Below are 20,094 nucleotides of genomic sequence, written 5' to 3'. Positions count from 1 at the left end.
AACCGATCCTGGGCGGAAAAGAGCTTTTAAAAGTTCCCTTCATTCACTACTGACTTTATGCGTATCGAGTTATTCGTACAGCCTATTTTAAAACGAACGGACTGTAACGGCTTTTATTTCCTAGCATTAGGGGGATTGTTACCTAGCTTTATTTTTTATCCAGAGTTTCGTTTGTTTGTAATTTTCCTTGAGGATGACCTGCATAATGAGGTAGTTTATTGGCTTTTTTGAAAAATATGGTATAATGGAAGTAATTTTGAAAGATGGAGTTGGATTTTGAAGAAAACGTATCGTGTGAAGCGTGAGCGTGATTTTAACGATATTTTTACACAGGGCAAAAATATAGCCAATCGGAGGTTTGTAATCTATCGGTTGGTTAAGGAGCAGTCGCATTTCCGAGTAGGTTTATCTGTCAGTAAAAAATTGGGAAATGCAGTGACTCGCAATAGAATTAAACGTAAAATTCGACATATTCTGATGGAATGCGCTCCTTATCTAGCAAGCGATGATTTTGTAGTTATTGCTCGTAAAGGGGTGGAGGAGTTATCCTATCAAGAAATGAGGCAAAATCTTCTGCATGTTTTAAAACTAGCTAAATTATACCAGGAAGGTGTTTCGCTTGAAAAAGAAAGTTAAATGGACCAGTCTGGTCACTTTGTCTCTGCTTTTACTGACAGCTTGTGGTAGGGGAGATGTGACTGGGCAATCGACAGATGCTTGGGAACGACTGATTTATTGGTTTGCAAGTATCATTAAACTATTGTCTATCAATGGACAGTTGGGAGTAGGGATTATTCTCTTCACCATTTTAGTCCGTACTCTACTCTTGCCACTTTTCCAACTACAGATTACTTCGTCTCGGAAAATGCAGGAGTTGCAACCTCAATTGCGCTCCTTGCAAGAGCAGTATCCAGGAAAGGATTTGGAGAGTCGGCAGTTGCTGACAGAGGCTACACGTAAGCTCTATAAGGACAATGATGTTAAGATGTCCGCCTCCATGATTCCAGTCCTGATTCAGATGCCAATCTTGCTGGCTCTCTACCAGGCCTTGACGAGGGTACCAGACCTACGGGTGGGACATTTCCTTTGGCTAAACCTTGGAGATACAGATCCTTATTATATCTTGCCTATTCTAGCCACTGGTTTTACCTTCTTAAGCATGTGGTTGAGCAACAAGGCTGCACCAGAACGCAATACTGTTATGACAGTCATGATGTTTGCGATGCCCCTTATGATTTTGCTATTTGCCCTTTCGGCAGCGAGTGGGGTTACCCTTTACTGGACCGTATCAAATGCCTATCAAGTCTTCCAAATTTTGATCTTGAACAATCCCTTTAAAATCATTGCGGAGCGTCAAGCCAAGCTGGAGGCGGAGCGGGAACGTCAGGCGAGAATCAGAAAAGCTAAGAAAAAGGCTCGGAGAAAGAAATAGGATATTTAGGAGATAGAAGATGAAATTTACAGGAGCAACAGTAGAAGAAGCAATCCAGAATGGGCTTTCGGAATTAAATATTCCCCGTAAAAGAGCACATATTACAGTGTTGGCACGTGAGAAAAAAGGATTCTTAGGATTTGGGAAAAAGCCTGCTCAAGTAGATATCGATGTTATCGATGAAACGACAGTTGTAAAGGCGAATCAAAAAGCAGTGCGAGGTGTTCCAAATGAAGTGAATAGCCTGAATGAGCCTGTGAAAAGTGTCTCTGAAGCGACGATTGATCTTGGAAAGGTTGTTGCAGCAGTAAAAGAATTTGAAAAGACGGGTCAGCATTTAGAAGATACGGTAAAAGCTCAAATCTTGCAAAATAAGAAAGATGCCAAGACCATTCTAGCTGAGACCGGCCGTATCGAAATTATTAAAGATGAAGATATGGAGACAGCTAAAGCAGAATCATTTGGTGATTTAGATATTAAGATTGAGCCCCAATATGATATTGACCAAGTAGTGGCAGAGGTGTCTGCTTATCTCCAAGAAATCTTAGATGATATGGATGTGGAAGCACGGATTGAAGCTACTCACAGTCGTCGTACCATCAATCTTCAAGTGGATACGGATGAGCCAGGACGTGTCATTGGCTACCATGGAAAGGTTTTAAAATCCCTCCAGCTGCTAGCTCAAAATTTCCTTTACAATCGTTATGAGCGTAATTTTTATGTGACCATCAATGTTAATGACTATGTGGAGCATCGTGCGGAAGTCTTACAAGGTTATGCCCAAAAACTTGCTGAACGTGTACTTGAGGAGCAAGAAGCCTACCATACCGACCCAATGTCTAGTAGTGAGCGTAAAATTATCCATCGGATTATTTCAAAAATGGATGGTTTGACCAGTTATTCAGAAGGCAGTGAGCCAAACCGTTATGTGGTAGTTGATATTGAAGGAAAAAATGACTAATCCTCTTTAAAAGGTGATTTTTATAGGGGATAACAATCAGACTGGGGAAGATATCCCTGGTCTTTTCTTGAACATTTTCGTGATTTATTGTTGTTTTTTCATAGAGTGTAGTAAATTGAATGTAGTAAATGATTGAAATTTAGCTAAATTTAGGGAGTTGACCAGCGAGAATGGCTTGACAAAGCAGAAAGAATCAGATAGAATAGTAAAGTATGTTTAGTAACTGATCAAAACTAGCCGGCTAAACGAATACAAAATCTATGAGGAGGTATTCATCGTGAAACGTACTTTTCAACCAAGTAAAATCCGTCGCGCACGCAAACACGGATTCCGTAACCGTATGTCAACTAAAAACGGCCGTCGCGTGTTAGCAGCTCGTCGTCGTAAAGGGCGCAAAGTGCTTGCAGTGGCATAATAAAACGATAAAAAGCCAGCAGAAACTCGAGTCTGTTGGTTTTTTTATGGTAAAAGCGGTATAATGGGAGTGGACTAGGTTCTATTTTTGGCTTTTTTGAAACGGTGCTTATACTCTTTAAAAATCAAAAGGATCCTTGGTCAACTTGCCTTGGTGAAGGCTCGTTCTCCCTTCGGCTTCGATTATAAGGAAATGAGCGGTGCTACTCTCATTTTCAACCTTTCACCATTCTAATTGTGAAAGCGAGTCTACTTTTGATTTTTATTGCGTATTAGGTGTTATGATGTATAAAGTGTAGGAGAAAAAGATGATTCAGATTTTTGATACTCATACCCACCTCAATGTGAAAGAGTTTGAGGGGCGGATAGAGGAAGAACTGGCCTTAGCTACAGAAATGGGAGTGACCAGAATGAATGTAGTAGGCTTTGATGAATGGACGATCGCACGTGCCTTAGATTTGGCAGAGCATCATGAGCAACTCTATGCAACCATTGGTTGGCATCCGACAGAAGCTGGAACCTATAATGATGAGGTGGAACAGTACCTACGTGGACAACTCAAGCATGACAAGGTAATTGCTCTGGGAGAGATTGGATTGGATTATCACTGGATGACAGCAACAAAAGAAGTCCAAGAGCAGGTATTTCGTAGGCAGATTGCCCTTGCCAAGGAATTTGATTTACCCTTTGTTGTTCATACCCGTGATGCCTTGGAGGACACGTATGCGATTATCAAGAGTGAGGGGGTAGGACCACGCGGTGGCATTATGCATTCTTATTCTGGGACACTTAAAATGGCAGAGCGGTTTATTGAGCTTGGAATGAGCCTTTCATTTTCTGGTGTTGTTACCTTTAAAAAGGCAAGAGATATTCAAGAAGCAGCAACCCACCTACCACTTGAAAAAATACTAGTGGAAACAGATGCCCCTTATCTGGCTCCTGTTCCCAAGCGTGGTCGTGAGAATCGCCCTGCTTATACTCGCTATGTCGTAGATAAAATTGCAGAGCTTCGTGGTTTATCTACCGAGGAAGTCGCATGTGCAACCTACGCCAATGCACAACACCTGTTTGGGTTGAAAGATTGATAATGAAGCGAAGAATCTCAGAAATCATTGTAGTGGAAGGGCGAGATGATACGGCAAATCTCAAGCGTTTTTACGAGGTAGAGACCTATGAAACGAAGGGGTCTGCCATTTCAAAAGCAGACCTGGAGCGGATTGGACGTTTGAATGAGCTTCGTGGGGTGATTGTGTTTACAGATCCAGACTTTAATGGGGAGCGGATTCGGAAGTTGATCATGACAGCCATTCCAAGTGCTAAACATGCTTTTTTGAACCGTGATGAGGCAGCGCCCAGCTCGAAAAACAAGGGGAGATCTCTCGGTATTGAGCATGCTTCTTTTGAGGACTTGGACAGGGCGCTTTCGCAGGTGCTAGGTGGTGCAGATGAGCCTGCTTCTCGTTTTGATGTCACGCGGAAAGACTTGATTCGTCTTGGTTTTCTTGCAGGGGCAGATAGTCGTAAACGCAGGGAGTACCTTGGTGAACACCTCCGTATAGGTTATACAAATGGCAAGCAGCTCTTAAAGCGTCTTGAGATGTTTGGAATTTCGCTGGCTGAGGTGGAGACGACCATGGAGGGATATCAGAATGAATGATAGGAACAATCATCATTTTCTTAGTCGTTAGGAATATCGTCATCTTTTACATTTGATTTAAAAAATGAAGGTAGTTGTGGAGAATACGGATCCATAGATGAGAGTGAACCATATTAGATTTATAAAAGAGGACTTGCCTTTCTTGGTTTGTCTTGTCAAATGTTGGGAATAGGCTAGATTGCTATATTTTGAATACAATTTTTTTAAAGATATAGGAATAGATTGTTGAATACAAATACTTTACAGAAAGAAACAAATAGTATGCATATTGCAGATTACTCTGTGACCAAGGCGATCCTTGAGCGCCATGGTTTTACCTTTAAGAAGTCATTTGGTCAGAATTTTTTGACCGATACCAATATTTTACAGAAGATTGTGGATACGGCAGAGCTTGATAAGGGGGTCAATGTGATTGAAATTGGTCCTGGAATTGGTGCTCTTACGGAGTTTTTGGCAGAGCGAGCAGCAGAGGTCATGGCTTTTGAGATTGATGAGCGTTTGGTTCCGATTTTAGAAGATACGCTCCGTGATGCTGACAATGTGACCGTAGTGAATCAAGATATTTTAAAGACCAATTTGGAGGAGCATGTCAAGCGGTTTAAGAATCCAGATTTGCCCATCAAGGTGGTGGCTAATCTTCCATACTATATTACAACACCGATTTTGATGCATTTGATTGAAAGTGGCATTCCTTTTAGGGAATTTGTCGTGATGATGCAACGTGAGGTGGCAGACCGCATCTCGGCTGAGCCGAACACCAAGGCTTATGGTAGCTTGTCGATTGCAGTGCAGTATTATATGACAGCAAAAGTTGCTTTTATCGTGCCACGGACAGTCTTTGTACCAGCACCAAATGTGGATAGCGCTATTTTAAAGATGACTAGACGACCTGAGCCTGCGGTAGCAGTGGTGGATGAATCTTTCTTCTTTAAGGTGGCAAAAGCCAGTTTTACCCACCGCCGGAAAACCTTATGGAATAACTTGACCAGTTATTTTGGCAAGACAGATGATGCTAAGGAAAAATTAGAGGTGGCGCTAGCAGTAGCAAATGTCCAACCGTCTGTCCGAGGAGAAGCCCTAACCTTAGAAGATTTTGCTCGTTTGAGTGATGCTTTGCTAGAGGCAGGGCTATAATCCTGTGGTATCCTATAGGATGAAGAACTCTTTTAAAGTTGTTTATGCGCCATATAGCATGATTTTGTAGCTGAAAGCTGAGTTATTATGTCTATCTTGTCCCTTATTTGCAAAGAAAGGTATAATGGAATGAATCATTTTGGGAAAATATTTAAATTTATCAGAGAAGGAAAAGGATTAAGTCTTGCGAAGGTTGCTAAAACGCATATTTCCACTTCTCAATTATCACGTTTTGAAAATGGTGAGTCGGATATAACCGTTCAAAAATTGATACATATTTTAGAAGGCATGAATGTTTCATTAATTGAAAATAATGTTACTTATGCAACTCCACTGCTTAATAAAGGGATTGCAAGCCCAATCTATGCTTGTAGTCAAGGTACTTGTAATGGGAAATCTCACAATACGTGTTCTGCGGAGGTGGAACAGTCACCTGGAATCATTCTGTTAAAACAGGTGGTATAAAGGAAACACCTATCTAGTGACGTCGGCTGAGGAAGGAGAGTCCTTCCCTCTCCTTTCATTTTCAAGAGGTAGTAGTATGAAAAATATAGTTTATAAACTTAAGATTCTCATTATTGTTCAGTTATTCTTCCATATCTTATATAGTTTGACCAATGTTGTTCTTCCGATGCTGAATAAGTATTTATTTGATACCATCTTTGAACTTGGCTTGCGAGGCTTATTACTATTACTATTTGCTTATATCCTCGCTATCATTAGTAACAGCGTCTTTCAGTATATATCGCAGGTCTATGAATGGAAAGTTTCTAAGGCCTTTTTTATAACAGTCAGGAGACAGTTGGCGGAGGTAGCGCTGTCTCGACCTCTTGCTCAATTTTCAAAAAAAAATATTTCAGCCTATCTGTCTATTTTTGATAATGATTTGGAGATGATTGAAGAGAGTTACCTTGGAGCTATAACCGATATTATTCGCTCGAGTTTGAGTATGCTGATTTATGCAGTGTCTTTGTTTTTATTTGTTCATCCTATGATTGCCGTAGGAATTATAGTCTCGTCGCTATTGGCTGTACTTGTACCTAAATTAGTTTCTGAACGCTTATCTAAACGACAACGGCTGTTTTTACAGGGATTGGAGAGATATTTTCAGGTAATAACTGATTTGTTCGCTGCTAAAAATCGAGTGAACAAAGAGACCTTTCGCAACATAAGTTCTGTTCATCATGCAGTTTTGCAGGAAACAGAAGAAGCCCGCTTTCGTTTTGGAAGATTTAAGACATTGACAAATGTTTTAAATGGCTTTTCAATGTTTGTTGTCCAACTGACAGCGTTTGCTTTAGTTGGGTATTTGTTGCTTCGGAAGGACTTGACAGTTGGAGCTGCTATTGCAACCTTTAGCTATGTAGAAAACTTCATCTATCCAATGAAGTATATTTTGTTAGACATCAATGCGATTAATGCCACAAAAGAAACAGTTCAAAATATTGAGGAATATCTAGATGGGGAGGTTTTGCACGATCAGTTACCGACTTATCCAGCGTTTGATGAGTTACTCCTTGTGGAAATGGGCTACCATCTTGGAGATACTCGGATAGCAGATTTTTCATACAAATTTGAAAAAGGGAAAAAATATGCGATTGTTGGTCAGTCAGGAGGTGGGAAATCGACCTTTCTTCGTTCTCTAGTTGGGGAAATTACGATAGATAAAGGGAATATCTGTCAAAGAGTGGGGGATGAATGTTATTCATTTGACCCAGCTATGGCTTTCTATCTCAGCCAATTTGAACAATTTTATCACACAAACTTTGAAAATAACATCACAGTGTATGGGACCTATGATAGGGGAAGAGAAGAGGTTGAGAGGCTCTTTCATACCTTGCCAATAAGTCTGCAAGAAAGTTTACAGTCCATGACAGACCCAGGTCAGCTTAGTGGAGGTGAAAAAAATATTATGGGGATCCTTCGTGCCTTGATGAGTGGAAAAGATATTTTGTTAATGGATGAGCCGACAGCGCATTTAGATCCTCAACTTACGCAACAATTACTATTTGCTCTATCGGAGCTGGAGAATAAATTGCTAATTGTTGTCTTACATGAATCTAATCAGGAAATATTATCTTATTTTGATAAAGTATTACTGGTTACGAATGGCTCGATTTCAGAGATTGGTTAAGGTAGTAAATCTACACTGAGTGACGCATAAAAGCAGTAGGGCTAGAGTCAGATGATAGAGGGGAGATGGGGTGTCTCATCTTCGGTTTCGATGCTTATTCACATTTTGATGTTTAAAGAGGCTCAGCCTCTTTTTCTTTGACAGATGTTGGGACTCCTATTGTCCGAAAACTTCACCTTAAAAAGCCAGCTATTTTGCTGGATTTTTGATATAATAAGAGCAAACATACTTGATAAATTAGTCTTGGGAGTGGATTTCTGAAAGCAAATGGTGAAAGAGGGGGCAGAGTTGCGAGGTATTATTATAAAAGCCCTTGCTGGATTTTATTATGTAGAATCGGAAGGGCAAGTGTATCAGACGCGGGCACGTGGAAATTTTCGAAAAAAAGGGCAGACACCTTATGTGGGGGATATTGTTGATTTTTCAGCAGAGGAGCAGTCTGAGGGCTATATTCTCAAGATTCATGAACGAAAGAATAGCTTAGTGCGGCCTCCAATCGTTAATGTCGATCAGGCTGTGGTCATCATGTCAGCCAGAGAGCCTGATTTTAATGCCAATCTTTTGGATCGATTTTTGGTTCTATTAGAGCAGAAAAAGATGATTCCAATTATCTATATTTCAAAAATGGATTTGCTGGCAAATGGAGATGAGCTGGACGGTTATCGTGCCATCTATGAAAAGATTGGCTATCCATTTATCTATCGCTTGGAAGAGCTGTTGCCCCTCTTGAAAGATAAGGTAACGGTATTTATGGGACAGACCGGGGTTGGAAAATCGACCCTACTCAATAAAATTGCTCCGGAATTGCACTTAGAAACAGGGGCTATTTCAGACAGTCTGGGGAGGGGGCGGCATACGACTCGTGCTGTTAGCTTCTACAATGTCTATGGTGGGAAAATTGCAGATACACCGGGATTTTCCTCTCTTGATTACGAAGTAAAAGATGTAGAAGCTCTAACAGATTGTTTTCCGGAACTGGCAACAGAAAGTCTCTTTTGTAAATTTAGGACGTGTACCCACACGCACGAGCCAGGTTGTGCGGTCAAACCGGCGGTTGAAAATCAAACAATTTCTCAAAGTCGCTATGACAATTACCTACAATTTTTGACGGAAATTCAGAATGTACGTGAAACCTATAAAAAAGTAAGTAAAAAACTAAAATAGAAAGTTGGAATTCCTATGCCACAATACAAGATTGCTCCATCCATTCTCGCTGCAGATTATGCACATTTTGAAACAGAACTAAAACGCATAGAAGCAGCTGGAGCTGACTATGTTCACATCGACATCATGGACGGACATTTCGTTCCTAATATTTCCTTTGGTGCAGATGTGGTTGCTGCTATGCGTCCGCATAGCAAATTGATTTTTGATTGCCATTTAATGGTGTCAAATCCAGAACAGCATATTGAAAACTTTGCACGTGCAGGGGCTGATATTGTTACCATCCATGCTGAGGCAAGTCTGCATCTTCATGGAGCACTACAAAAAATTCGTGCAACGGGAGTAAAGGTAGGGGTCGTGATTAACCCGGGGACACCAATCCTTGTGATTGAGCCAGTTCTCAATTTGGTCGATCAGGTACTCTTGATGACGGTCAATCCAGGATTTGGTGGCCAAGCTTATATTCCAGAGGTAGGAGAAAAGATTGTAGCTCTAGCCCAACTTCGCAAGGAAAAAGGCCTGTCTTTTGATATTGAAGTGGATGGTGGAATTGATAACAAAACGATTTTAGCTGCCAAGGAAGCGGGAGCAAATGTTTTTGTGGCTGGTTCTTACTTGTTTAAGGGAGATTTGCAGTCCAATGTTGCTGCCTTGAAAGCGGTCCTTTATGACTAAGATTGCCTTAATCGCAGGTGGCGACATCGGTAGTATTTCAGCTTCCTATGACCTCTTTGTAGGGGTAGATAGAGGATCTATCTATTTGTTGGAGCATGGCTTACCACTTGATTTGGCTGTTGGTGATTTCGACTCGGTAACGGCTAGGGAACAGGAGTGGATTTGTCAGAACGCAGGGGATTTTGTACAGGCGCCGTCTGAAAAAGATGATACGGATTTGGAGCTAGCCTTAAAGGAAGTCTTTGCTCGCTATCAAAGGGCAGAGGTTACGATTTTTGGAGCTTTTGGTGGGCGTTTGGATCACATGATGAGCAATCTTTTTCTAGCCAGTGAGCCTGCTCTAGCGCCCTATATGCGCCAGATTGAATTGGTAGACGATTTGAATATTGTGCGCTTTTATCCAGCAGGCAAGTACCGCATTGCTCCGGTTGAGGGAATGGAATATGTGTCTTTTATGCCAGCGGATCAGAGCCGTTTGCATATCGCTCAGGCAAAATATCCTTTGAATGAAAGCAATTATTTTTTTAAAAAATGTTACAGTAGTAATGAATTTATTGGGAAAGAAATCGAATTTACAATAGATAAGGGCTACGTCGTCCTCATCTATAGTCGTGATAGGAGGTAGAATGGTCTATATCTTAGCTCTTTTAGCAATAGCTATCTCGGTTCTTATCCTGTTTCGGTTAGAGCAGCATGTAAAACGCCTGTCTGCACAATCAGAAGATCTGGCGGATCATTTGTCAGATCAACTGACCTACCTCTTTGAGCAAAAAATGCAACAGACCTTTGCCCATCAACAGGCTTTGCATCAGGACATGACGGAATTGCGTAGAGAGCTCTACCAACAACTGACCGCTCTGCGGCAGGAAATGCACCAGCTTCTATCTCAAAATCGAGATATAGCAGACCAGCGCTTGCAGGCTATTCAAGATTCCAATGAAAAACGTTTGGAAGAAATGCGTCAGACAGTGGAAGAGAAATTAGAGCAGACCCTGCAGACGCGCCTGCAAGCCTCTTTTGAGACTGTGTCGAAGCAGTTAGAGTCGGTCAATCGTGGTTTAGGAGAGATGCAGACGGTAGCGCGTGATGTTGGGGCTCTTCATAAAGTTCTCTCCAATACTAAGACGCGTGGTATTATGGGAGAGTTGCAGCTGGGACAGATTATTGAAGATATTCTAACTCCCTCCCAGTACGAACGGGAATTTGCTACGGTGACGGGATCCAATGAACGGGTAGAGTATGCGGTGAAACTACCGGGTCAGACCAAGGATGATTCTGTTTATCTTCCGATTGACTCTAAGTTTCCACTTGCGGATTATTACCGCCTAGAAGAAGCCTATGAGGCAGGAGACAAGGAGCAGATTGAACGACATCGCAAGCATCTCTTGGCTTCTATCAAGCGCTTTGCTAAAGATATTCAGCAAAAGTATCTCTATCCACCGCTAACCACTAGTTTTGCGATCCTCTTTTTGCCGACAGAAGGGTTGTATTCTGAAGTGGTGCGCAATCCGATTTTCTTTGACGAGTTGCGACGGACAGAGCATATTGTAGTAGCAGGTCCCTCAACCTTATCTGCCCTCTTAAATTCCTTATCTGTTGGCTTTAAGACCTTGAATATTCAACGTTCAGCTGACGATATTAGTAAGGTTTTGGGCAATGTCAAGTCAGAATTTGGTAAGTTTGGGACAGTCTTGATGAAAGCCCAGCGCCATCTCCAGCATGCTTCAGGCAATCTAGACGATCTATTGACACGAAGGACCAATGCCATTGAGAGGACCTTGCGCCACATTGAATTACCAGACGGGGAAAGACCGTTTGACCTATTGAATTTCCAGGAGGAAGGGGAAGAAGATGAAAATTAACCAAATGAAAAAAGATGAGCTCTTTGAAGGCTTTTATCTGATTAAGACTGCAGATATTCGGCAGACTAGGGCTGGAAAAGACTACCTTGCTCTGACCTTCCAAGATGATACAGGAGAAATTGAGGGGAAAATCTGGGATGCCCAACCAGGCAAGATTAAGGATTTTAAGCCAGGTGTAGTGGTCCATATGCAAGGACGCAGAGAGGTCTATAATAATACACCTCAGGTCAATCAGATTAACCTCCGACTGCCCAAGTCAGGAGAGCCCAATAATCCTGCTGATTTTCAGGAAAAACCACCTGTTGATGTGGAAGATACACGCAAGTATCTTAGCCAGATGATTTTTAAAATTGAAAATGCTGTCTGGCAACGAATCGTACGTGCCTTATATAGTAAGTATGAGCAGGAATTTTATTCTTATCCGGCTGCCAAGACCAATCACCATGCCTTTTATTCGGGCTTGTCTTTCCACACAGCGACCATGGTGCGCTTGGCTGATAAGATTGGTGATATCTATCCACAGCTCAATAAAAGTCTATTGTTTGCAGGAATTATGTTGCATGACTTGGCAAAGATTATTGAGCTATCTGGTCCTGATAATACCAACTATACTGTAAGGGGCAATCTCATCGGTCATATTTCCTTGATTGATGAGGAGATTACCAAGGTGTTGATAGAGCTAGGAATTGATGATAGCAGGGAAGAAGTGACGGTTCTTCGTCATGTTATTCTCAGTCATCATGGCTTACTGGAATATGGCAGTCCTGTTCGTCCGCAGATAATGGAGGCAGAGATTCTCCATATGATTGATAATATTGATGCGGAAATGATGATGATGCTAACTGCCTTAGAAAAAGTTGGACCAGGTGAGATGACCAGTCGTATCTTTGCCATGGATAACCGCTCCTTCTATAAACCCAACATTGACTAAGGATATTTCAAAGAAAAGCAAAATAAGCAAGCTTCCATGCTTGAGAAGTGTGAAAGTTAAGAGATAAGGTAGTGTTATTTTCTAAGAGCTATCGGGAGTAAAAAAGAGACCTAATCTTCTATGGAAGTCTCCATTTGTATAGGGCATCTCAATAGTGAGATGAATGATTTCTTCTTACTTTCTCTCTTATACAGATAAATCTGCGCTAGGGCAAGTGAAGGTTGCCTATATTGTCTATAAAATACGAAAAAAACGAGCGAATAAATAAAAAAAGTTCGTTTTTTCCTTTTTTATGGTATAATATTAAAAAAGGAAAGAAGGAGTAGACTATGAAATTAAGAAGAAGTGAACGAATGGTGGTCATCTCTCATTATCTCCTCAACCACCCCTATGAATTAACGAGTTTAAATATGTTTGCTAAGAAATATAATTCTGCTAAATCATCGATTTCAGAGGATATTGCGATTATCAAAAAAGCTTTTGAAGACAGTGCAGTTGGGCAGATTGAAACGATTACAGGAGCAAGTGGCGGTGTGATCTTTACTCCTTCGATTTCTGATGAAGAGTCTCTTGCCATCGCTGAAGAGCTACGCAGTCAAATGGCAGAAAGTAATCGTATTTTGCCAGGGGGCTATATTTATTCTTCTGACCTACTCTCTACTCCCCATATTTTAAAAAATGTCGGACGGATTATTGCCAACAGTTTCAAGAATGAGCAGATTGATGCTGTTATGACGGTTGCCACTAAGGGTGTCCCTTTAGCGAATGCTGTAGCAAATGTATTGAATGTCCCCTTTGTCATCGTACGCCGTGACTTAAAAATCACAGAGGGGTCAACGGTATCAGTGAACTATGTATCTGGGTCTAGTGACCGCATTGAAAAAATGTTCTTGTCAAAGCGCAGTCTCAAGGCGGGAAGTCGTGTCTTGGTCGTTGATGATTTCTTGAAGAATGGGGGTACCATTAACGGGATGATTAGCCTCTTGTCAGAATTTGACAGTAGCCTAGCTGGTGTGGCAGTCTTTGCTGAAAATCAAAAAGGTGCTCGTAATGTTGCCAATTACAAGTCGCTTCTTGCGGTTACCAATATTGATGTCAAGGAAAATAAGGTTGATGTTGAATTAGGAAATATTTTTAAGTAATAGAACAAAATCCCTGTCAGTCGACAGGGATTTTAAGGAGATTTTCGTCAGTCAGCCCGATAGAAGTTTATCTCGGCTGATGAACGAATACGAAAAAGAAAAATTATTTAGGATAGATAGAGTATAACGTGTCAACCTTAATCTTTTCTTAACGGAGAAAAAAGAGTGAATGATGGTATAGAGGGGAGTTAGAAGAGTTCTTATACTCTTTAAACATCAAAAGGGTACTGCGTCAACTTGCCTTGGTGAAGGCTAATTCTACCTTCGGCTTCGATTATACTCATTTAGTTTAACTTTTATTACTTCGACGATTGTGGAAACTTCGTTTCCTTATTTCCAACTTCCAATCATCTTCTAGATGATTGGAACTCGCTTTGCCGTACTCTACGATTGTTACTGACTATCGTCAGTATGATTTCCAACCTTCAACAGTCATTAGACTGTTGAAGCAGCCTGCAGCTCGTTGCCTAGTACTAAAAGTAAACGAAACAACTATATAAGGAAATGAGCGGTGCTACTCTCATTTCCAACCCTTCATAATTCTTAATTGTGAAAGCTAGTCTACTTTTGATTTTATTGAGTATTGGGCTCTTGTCAGAATGTGATATAGTGGCAGTCTTTGCTGAAAACCAAAAAGGTGCTCGCAATGTCGCCCATTACAACTCGCTTCTTGCGGTTACCAATATTGATGTCAAGGAAAATAAGGTTGATGTTGAATGAGGAAATATTTTTAAGCAATAGAACAAAATCCCTGTCAGTCGACAGGGATTTTAAGGAGATTTTCGTCAGTCAGCCCGATAGAAGTTTATCTCGGCTGATGAACGAATATGAAAAAGAAAAATTATTTAGGATAGATAGAGTATAACGTGTCAACCTTAATCTTTTCTTAACGGAGAAAAAAGAGTGAATGATGGTATAGAGGGGAGCTAGAAGTGTTCGTCTACTCTTTTGTTGATTTTTATTGAGTATTCGCTTGTCTTTCTACTTCTCCCCTTTTAGAATCGCAAGGGTTTGATAGGGCTTGAGCGTGATGGTGCTACCAATAGTAGTGTCAGCATAGTTGCTGATGAGAATCTCGCCATCTGCATAGTCTGTAGGTACTTCAAGTTTTACTTCTTTAGCAAAGAAGTTATTGAGGACGAGAAGTTTTTGCTCTTTTAGAATTCGTTCAAAGGCGTAGACGCTTCTGCTGTCCTTGCAGGCTGCAAGATAATCACCCTCGGAAATAATTGGCATTGTCTTGCGCAGGCGGATCAATTCTTGGTAGAAGGTAAAGATTGGTCCTGCTTTTTCAACTTCAACATTGATTTCTGGATAGGATTTTCCTACCTTGAGCCAAGGGGTTCCAGTTGTAAAGCCTGCATGTTTGCTTGCATCCCACTGCATTGGTGTGCGGGAATTATCACGTGATTTTGCTTTTATAATGGCAAAGGCTTCTTCAGCTGTCTTTCCTTGTTCCAACATCATTTGGTAAGCATTGAGACTTTCCACGTCCACATAGTCTGCCATTGAATCGTAGTCTGGGTCCATCATACCGATTTCTTCGCCCATGTAAATATAAGGTGTTCCGCGCGAGAGGTGGATGGAAGCAGCTAGCATAGTTGCCCCCTCGCTTCTGAAATTCTGGACATCGACAAAGCGGTTGAGTGCCCGCGGTTGGTCATGGTTGTTGTAAAAGAGGGCGTTCCAACCGTTGCCATTGCTCATGCCTTCCCCCCAGGTATGAAAGAGACGTTTTAATTCTGGAAAATCAAAGTCCATGATACTCCATTTTTGTCCATCTTTATAATCCACCTTAAGATGGTGGAAGTTAAAGGCCATTGTCAATTCCTCGCGGTCAGGAGCGGTATATAGAATACAGTTTTCAATAGTAGTAGCAGACATTTCTCCAACGGTCATAAAACCGTCTTCGGTCCCGAAAGTTGCACGATTCATCATTTTGAGATAGTCATGGGTAATGGGGCGGTCTGTATAGGCAGGTTTTCCGTCGTTAATAGGGCAATTTTCTAGGACTTCATCTTTTCCGATTAGGTTGATGACATCAAAGCGGAACCCCTTAACTCCTTTTTCTTTCCAGAAATTGACTACTTTGAACAATTCTTCACGGACATGAGGGTTTCGCCAGTTGAGGTCTGCTTGTGTTACATCAAAGAGATGGAGATAGTATCGACCAGTATCTCCCAGAGGTGCCCAAGCATTGCCACCAAATTTAGATAGCCAGTCGGTCGGTTCATCACGCAGGATAAAGAAGTCTTGATAATAGGAATCACCCGCGAGGGCTTTTTGGAACCACTCGTGATCAGTCGAGCAGTGATTAAGAACCATATCCAGCATGAAGTCAATCCCTAGTTGTTGCCCTACAGAGATCATCTCTTCAAAGTCTGCCATAGATCCAAAATCAGGATTGACGGCTGTATAGTCTGAAATATCGTACCCATTGTCACGCTGAGGGCTAGGATAGAAAGGATTGAGCCAGATCATGTCAATGCCTAATTCTTTTAAATAGGGAAGTTTTTGGATGATTCCTTGTAGGTCTCCAACTCCATTTCCAGTCGTATCTTTATATGATTTTGGATAGATCTGATAGACGACCTTACGCTTATCAATTGTCATGTTGTTCTCCTGTTCTATTGGATGGTAGGGGTGGGAGAGAGCTCAGCTTCATTTGTGGATTTAGGATATTAGAGGGTAAGGAGTTTTTGACCACGTTCGATTGGTCGTGGTAAATTACCTACAATTTCTGTGGGGAAATCAGTGTGATTGGTGATTATCACAGGTGTTTCTGTCACCAAACCAGCTTCTTTGATGACATGGATGTCAAAGCTGATGAGCGTATCTCCCGCCTTGATACGGTCACCCTGCTGAACATGGGTTTCAAAGCCCTTCCCTTCCAGAGATACGGTATCCATACCAATGTGTATCAGCATCTCTACTCCATTTGTACCGGTGATACCAATAGCATGTTTGGTTGGAAAGAGGACCGATACGACCCCGTCCATTGGGGCAACTAATAGCCCTTCACTTGGCTCAATCAAGATTCCTTGTCCCATAACACCAGAAGCAAAGACAGGGTCAGTGGCAGTTGTTAGTTCTTTTGCTTGACCGGTCAAGGGGCTGATGATTTCAACAGGGTTTTTTGTGTCTATTGCTGTCGTGACTGCTGCAGGATTCTCTTTAGCAACTGCTTCTTTTTTCACAAACAAACCTGTTTTTGCAAAGACAAAGGTCAAGATAAAGGGAACCACAATAGCAACGACCATGGTCACTAAAAAGGCACCAAAGTAGTTAGAATTGATAGAAAGGATAGCTGGTAGCCCACCGACCCCGATGGCGTTAGCCTGGATATTGAACATGACACAGACCAAGCCTGCTAGGGAAGATCCAATCATTCCTGCGACAAATGGATAGACATATTTGACATTGACCCCGAAGAGGGCAGGTTCTGTAACACCGAGATAGGCAGAGATGGTAGCTGGAAGAGCGATCTGTGCTTCACGTTCATTGTGACGTTTCATGAAGAAGTAGGCAAATACAGCAGAACCTTGAGCAATGTTTGAAAGAGCAATCATCGGCCATAAACCTGTTCCGCCGGTATCTGCAACCAATTGAGTATCGATGGCATTGGTCATGTGGTGAAGCCCTGTGATAACAAAGGGGGCATAAAGGGCACCAAAGATAAGACCGAAAAGTGCCTTCAGTGGACCAGTTAGACCTGCCAATACGACAGCAGAAATCCATTTACCGATGGTCCAACCGATAGGACCAAGAACCGTGTGTGCCAGTACAAGGGCTGGGATAAGCGATAAGAAGGGAACAAAGATCATTGAAATGACTTCTGGTATCACTTTTCGCCAGAAACGTTCAAGATAACCGAGTGATAGACCAGCAAGGAGGGCTGGAATAACCTGCGCTTGATAGCCGACACGGGCAATGGAGAAAGATCCGAAATCCCAGTATTTCAACGTTCCTTCAGCCACAGCCTTGGTATACTCATAGGCATTGGTCAACTGAGATGAAACGAGGCAGATACCAAGGACGATTCCCAAGATTTGGCTTGTCCCCATTTTACGGCTGACAGACCAGGTAATTCCGACTGGGAGGAACTGGAAAATCGCTTCACCTGGGAGCCAGAGAAAGTCATTGACCCCATGCCAAAATGTTGATACATCAACGATAGTATTGTATCTAGGAGAACCGTCAGGCATGACCTGTTTGACACCATCAATGATTTGTTGACCGAGCCACTCCATTTGGACTCCTTCAAGAATATTACGGAAACCAAGGATCAGTCCTCCGACAACCAAGGCTGGAATGATAGGAGTGAAGATTTCAGCCAACATGGTCATCACGCGCTGAATTGCATTTTGGTTGCTCTTTGCAGCTGACTTTGCAGCTTCTTTTGAAACCCCTTCAATACCTGAAATGTTAGTGAAGTCATTGTAGAAAAGTGGGACATCATTTCCGATAATGACTTGAAATTGTCCTGCGTTGGTAAAGGTTCCCTTGACGGCAGGAATGTTTTCGATGGTTGCTACATCTGCTTTTTTTGGATCTTCCAATACAAACCGCATCCGTGTTGCACAGTGTGTGACTGCAGTCACATTTTCCTTGCCACCGACCGCTTTAAGGAGGGTCTTAGCATCTTGTTCAAATTTTCCCATGGATCTGTTTCCTTTTAGACAATAGTTGAACTATGTCTCCTTTCCTTTTTTAAAATTTGTACGGACAAATTTTTAGAACAAGAGTATTGTATCCGATTTCAAGTCAGAATGCAAGGTTTTTTTAAAAAAATATTTAAATTTTGTTATAATAGGAAGAGTTGTATGATAAAGGGCAGACCAATGGAAAGAAGTATGAAAAAATATCAAGAAATTTTCAATGATATAAAAGAAAAAATTGAGAGCAATACCTACCCAGCAGAGCATATCTTGCCGACGGAAAAAGAGTTGCAGCATCACTATCAGGTCAGTCGTGATACGATTCGGAAAGCTTTGGCTATGCTGACAGAACGTGGGTTAATCCAAAAGGTTCAAGGGAAGGGATCGCTCGTTTTAAAGCAAGAGCTGCTCGATTTTCCTGTATCAGGTCTTATTTCCTATCAAGAATTGACCCAATCGCTTGGTATGGATAGCCATACAGAGGTAGTGAGTTTGGATCTACTGACGGTTACGAATAATTTATCCCAGTTGACAGGCTTTGAACCCTATAGCCAGGTATGGAAACTTGTCCGTACAAGATCGATTGATGGGAAGGTATCCGTCCTTGATACGGATTACTTGTCCTATGATCTAGTCCCTCATTTGACAAAGGATATTGCAGCTATTTCCATCTATGCTTATTTGGAGGAGGAACTGCATTTGGATATTGCTTATGCTCAAAAGGAAATCACAGTCGAGCCGACCAATAGAGAAGAGCGGGAATTGATGCAGAGTAAGGATGATTATCTGGTTCAGATTCGCTCACGGGTCTTTTTAGGCAATACCCAGCAATTCCAGTACACAGAAAGCAAGCATAAGATTGATAAGTTTCGTTTTGTTGATTTTGCAAGAAGAAAGAATGTACTCTGACCCTGTTTGAGGAGTATACCCATTAGCCAAATGGCTCATTTTACGATATAATAGTAGGCGAGGTAATTTTATGGCAAATTTAAATCGATACAAATTTACATTTGGAGACAAACAGTTGACGCTCACAACAGAGCATGACAACCTCTTTATGGAAGAGATTGAGCGGATTGCACAGGAAAAATACCAGGCAATCAAGGAAAAAATGCCGACAGCAGATTCTGAAACGCTGGCTTTACTACTTGCAATCAATGCCTTATCTGTCCAATTAAAGCGAGAGATGGAGCATGAGAAAGTGGAAGCTGAATTGGCGAGCATGAAGGAAAAAGTTCTTAAGAAAAATGTGACCCTACTAGATTTAGACGAACTCGAGGATCCGTCATGATAACATTGATCTTGTTGGTGATTTTAGTATGGAGTTTTTATATTGGCTATAGCCGGGGGATTGTGCTACAAAGCTATTATACCTTTGCTAGTATACTGTCCCTTATCCTTGCAGCAGCTCAATTTAAAAAATTAGTTCCCTTGCTTTATTTATGGGTCCCCTTTGCGACAGCCGGTCAGGGAGCAAGCACTTATTATTTTGACAGCCAGTATTTGTTTCATTTGGACAAAATTTTTTATGCTGGGCTAGCCTTTTTATTCATTTATACACTGGTCTATATGCTGATGAGACTGGTAGGAATCTTGGTCCATTTGGTGCGTTTTGCTGATCCGGATACAACTGTAACCAATGTGATTAGTGGAGGACTCGCCGTCATTGTGACAATGATCTCTTTGCAGCTTGTTCTGACTATTTTAGGAACTATTCCACTTACCTTGGTACAAGAGACACTCCATAAGAGTTGGCTTGCAAATGCCCTCATTCAATATACGCCTGTTACGAGTAGTCTATTTAAAAACTTATGGATTGCAACGATTGGACAATAGGCGACAGGTTTTATACTCAATAAACATCAACAGTAGACTAGCTTTTACAATTAAGAATTGTGAAGGGTTGGAAATGAGAGTAGCACCGCTCATT

The 20,094-nt window shown here is 41.5% G+C and carries 20 protein-coding genes and 1 pseudogene; 19 read left to right on the top strand and 2 right to left on the bottom strand.

Annotation, left to right across the window (positions count from 1 at the left end):
• The first annotated feature begins 276 nt into the window (after positions 1-276).
• The 16 genes and pseudogenes from rnpA to ACVPON_RS00470 all read left to right on the top strand — a co-directional run.
• Entirely contained in the window at positions 277-636 is a 360-nt protein-coding gene (gene rnpA, locus ACVPON_RS00545; protein ID WP_462874956.1) for a ribonuclease P protein component, read from the top strand.
• Positions 620-1,432 carry a membrane protein insertase YidC gene (locus ACVPON_RS00540; protein WP_462874954.1) on the top strand — a complete coding sequence of 271 codons (813 nt, stop codon included), beginning with the start codon at positions 620-622 and terminating at the stop codon, positions 1,430-1,432. The genes rnpA and ACVPON_RS00540 overlap by 17 nt, the downstream gene beginning before the upstream one ends.
• Positions 1,433-1,451: 19 nt before the next feature.
• On the top strand, positions 1,452-2,393 hold the full coding sequence (gene jag / locus ACVPON_RS00535; protein ID WP_462874952.1) for an RNA-binding cell elongation regulator Jag/EloR: 942 nt from the start codon (positions 1,452-1,454) through the stop codon (positions 2,391-2,393).
• 277 nt (positions 2,394-2,670) lie between these two features.
• The gene (gene rpmH / locus ACVPON_RS00530; RefSeq protein WP_018368178.1) at positions 2,671-2,808 is read left to right on the top strand and encodes a 50S ribosomal protein L34; all 138 of its coding nucleotides are present in this window, start codon (positions 2,671-2,673) and stop codon (positions 2,806-2,808) included.
• 307 nt (positions 2,809-3,115) lie between these two features.
• On the top strand, positions 3,116-3,892 hold the full coding sequence (locus ACVPON_RS00525; RefSeq protein ID WP_462874950.1) for a TatD family hydrolase: 777 nt from the start codon (positions 3,116-3,118) through the stop codon (positions 3,890-3,892).
• A 2-nt stretch (positions 3,893-3,894) separates the two neighbouring features.
• Positions 3,895-4,464, top strand: a complete 570-nt coding sequence (gene rnmV / locus ACVPON_RS00520; protein WP_462874948.1) for a ribonuclease M5 — start codon at positions 3,895-3,897, stop codon at positions 4,462-4,464.
• A 261-nt stretch (positions 4,465-4,725) separates the two neighbouring features.
• Entirely contained in the window at positions 4,726-5,598 is an 873-nt protein-coding gene (rsmA, locus tag ACVPON_RS00515) for a 16S rRNA (adenine(1518)-N(6)/adenine(1519)-N(6))-dimethyltransferase RsmA (RefSeq protein ID WP_462875069.1), read from the top strand.
• A 129-nt stretch (positions 5,599-5,727) separates the two neighbouring features.
• Positions 5,728-6,063 carry a KIS family RaS-RiPP peptide gene (locus ACVPON_RS00510; RefSeq protein ID WP_462874946.1) on the top strand — a complete coding sequence of 112 codons (336 nt, stop codon included), beginning with the start codon at positions 5,728-5,730 and terminating at the stop codon, positions 6,061-6,063.
• Between the two features lie 76 nt (positions 6,064-6,139).
• Positions 6,140-7,732, top strand: coding sequence for an ATP-binding cassette domain-containing protein (locus ACVPON_RS00505; protein WP_462874944.1), 1,593 nt, complete (start codon positions 6,140-6,142; stop codon positions 7,730-7,732).
• Between the two features lie 288 nt (positions 7,733-8,020).
• On the top strand, positions 8,021-8,896 hold the full coding sequence (rsgA, locus tag ACVPON_RS00500; RefSeq protein WP_462875067.1) for a ribosome small subunit-dependent GTPase A: 876 nt from the start codon (positions 8,021-8,023) through the stop codon (positions 8,894-8,896).
• 15 nt (positions 8,897-8,911) lie between these two features.
• On the top strand, positions 8,912-9,571 hold the full coding sequence (gene rpe / locus ACVPON_RS00495) for a ribulose-phosphate 3-epimerase (RefSeq protein WP_462874942.1): 660 nt from the start codon (positions 8,912-8,914) through the stop codon (positions 9,569-9,571).
• Positions 9,564-10,196: a thiamine diphosphokinase gene (locus tag ACVPON_RS00490; RefSeq protein WP_462874940.1), complete on the top strand. Its 633-nt coding sequence runs from the start codon at positions 9,564-9,566 to the stop codon at positions 10,194-10,196. The genes rpe and ACVPON_RS00490 overlap by 8 nt, the downstream gene beginning before the upstream one ends.
• A gap of 1 nt (position 10,197) precedes the next feature.
• Complete coding sequence (locus ACVPON_RS00485) at positions 10,198-11,433, top strand: DNA recombination protein RmuC (RefSeq protein WP_462874938.1); 1,236 nt, start codon at positions 10,198-10,200, stop codon at positions 11,431-11,433.
• A complete protein-coding gene (locus ACVPON_RS00480) occupies positions 11,423-12,364 on the top strand; it encodes a 3'-5' exoribonuclease YhaM family protein (RefSeq protein WP_462874936.1) in 942 nt (313 codons plus the stop codon). Before ACVPON_RS00485 ends, ACVPON_RS00480 begins: the two co-directional genes overlap by 11 nt.
• Before the next feature lie 329 nt (positions 12,365-12,693).
• Positions 12,694-13,506, top strand: a complete 813-nt coding sequence (gene purR / locus ACVPON_RS00475) for a pur operon repressor (protein WP_462874934.1) — start codon at positions 12,694-12,696, stop codon at positions 13,504-13,506.
• Between the two features lie 582 nt (positions 13,507-14,088).
• Positions 14,089-14,226: pseudogene (locus ACVPON_RS00470) on the top strand (pur operon repressor); the annotation flags it as partial.
• A gap of 261 nt (positions 14,227-14,487) precedes the next feature.
• Here ACVPON_RS00470 and treC read toward each other — a convergent pair.
• On the bottom strand, positions 14,488-16,119 hold the full coding sequence (gene treC, locus ACVPON_RS00465) for an alpha,alpha-phosphotrehalase (RefSeq protein ID WP_462874932.1): 1,632 nt from the start codon (positions 16,117-16,119) through the stop codon (positions 14,488-14,490).
• 68 nt (positions 16,120-16,187) lie between these two features.
• Complete coding sequence (treP, locus tag ACVPON_RS00460) at positions 16,188-18,167, bottom strand: PTS system trehalose-specific EIIBC component (protein WP_462874930.1); 1,980 nt, start codon at positions 18,165-18,167, stop codon at positions 16,188-16,190.
• Between the two features lie 192 nt (positions 18,168-18,359).
• On the opposite strand from treP, the gene treR reads away from it, so the two are divergent.
• The 3 genes from treR to ACVPON_RS00445 all read left to right on the top strand — a co-directional run bounded on the left by treR (position 18,360) and on the right by ACVPON_RS00445 (position 20,000).
• Positions 18,360-19,073 (top strand): trehalose operon repressor, encoded by a 714-nt coding sequence (gene treR / locus ACVPON_RS00455; RefSeq protein WP_462874928.1) that lies wholly within the window; start codon positions 18,360-18,362, stop codon positions 19,071-19,073.
• A 70-nt stretch (positions 19,074-19,143) separates the two neighbouring features.
• On the top strand, positions 19,144-19,455 hold the full coding sequence (zapA, locus tag ACVPON_RS00450; protein WP_462874926.1) for a cell division protein ZapA: 312 nt from the start codon (positions 19,144-19,146) through the stop codon (positions 19,453-19,455).
• A complete protein-coding gene (locus tag ACVPON_RS00445; RefSeq protein WP_462874925.1) occupies positions 19,452-20,000 on the top strand; it encodes a CvpA family protein in 549 nt (182 codons plus the stop codon). Before zapA ends, ACVPON_RS00445 begins: the two co-directional genes overlap by 4 nt.
• The last annotated feature ends 94 nt before the right edge of the window (positions 20,001-20,094 follow it).

The sequence above is a fragment of the Streptococcus sp. 1F3 genome (assembly GCF_054968985.1).
Note: the sequence above shows the minus strand (reverse complement) of the source record. Positions and strands in the feature narration are given on the sequence as shown.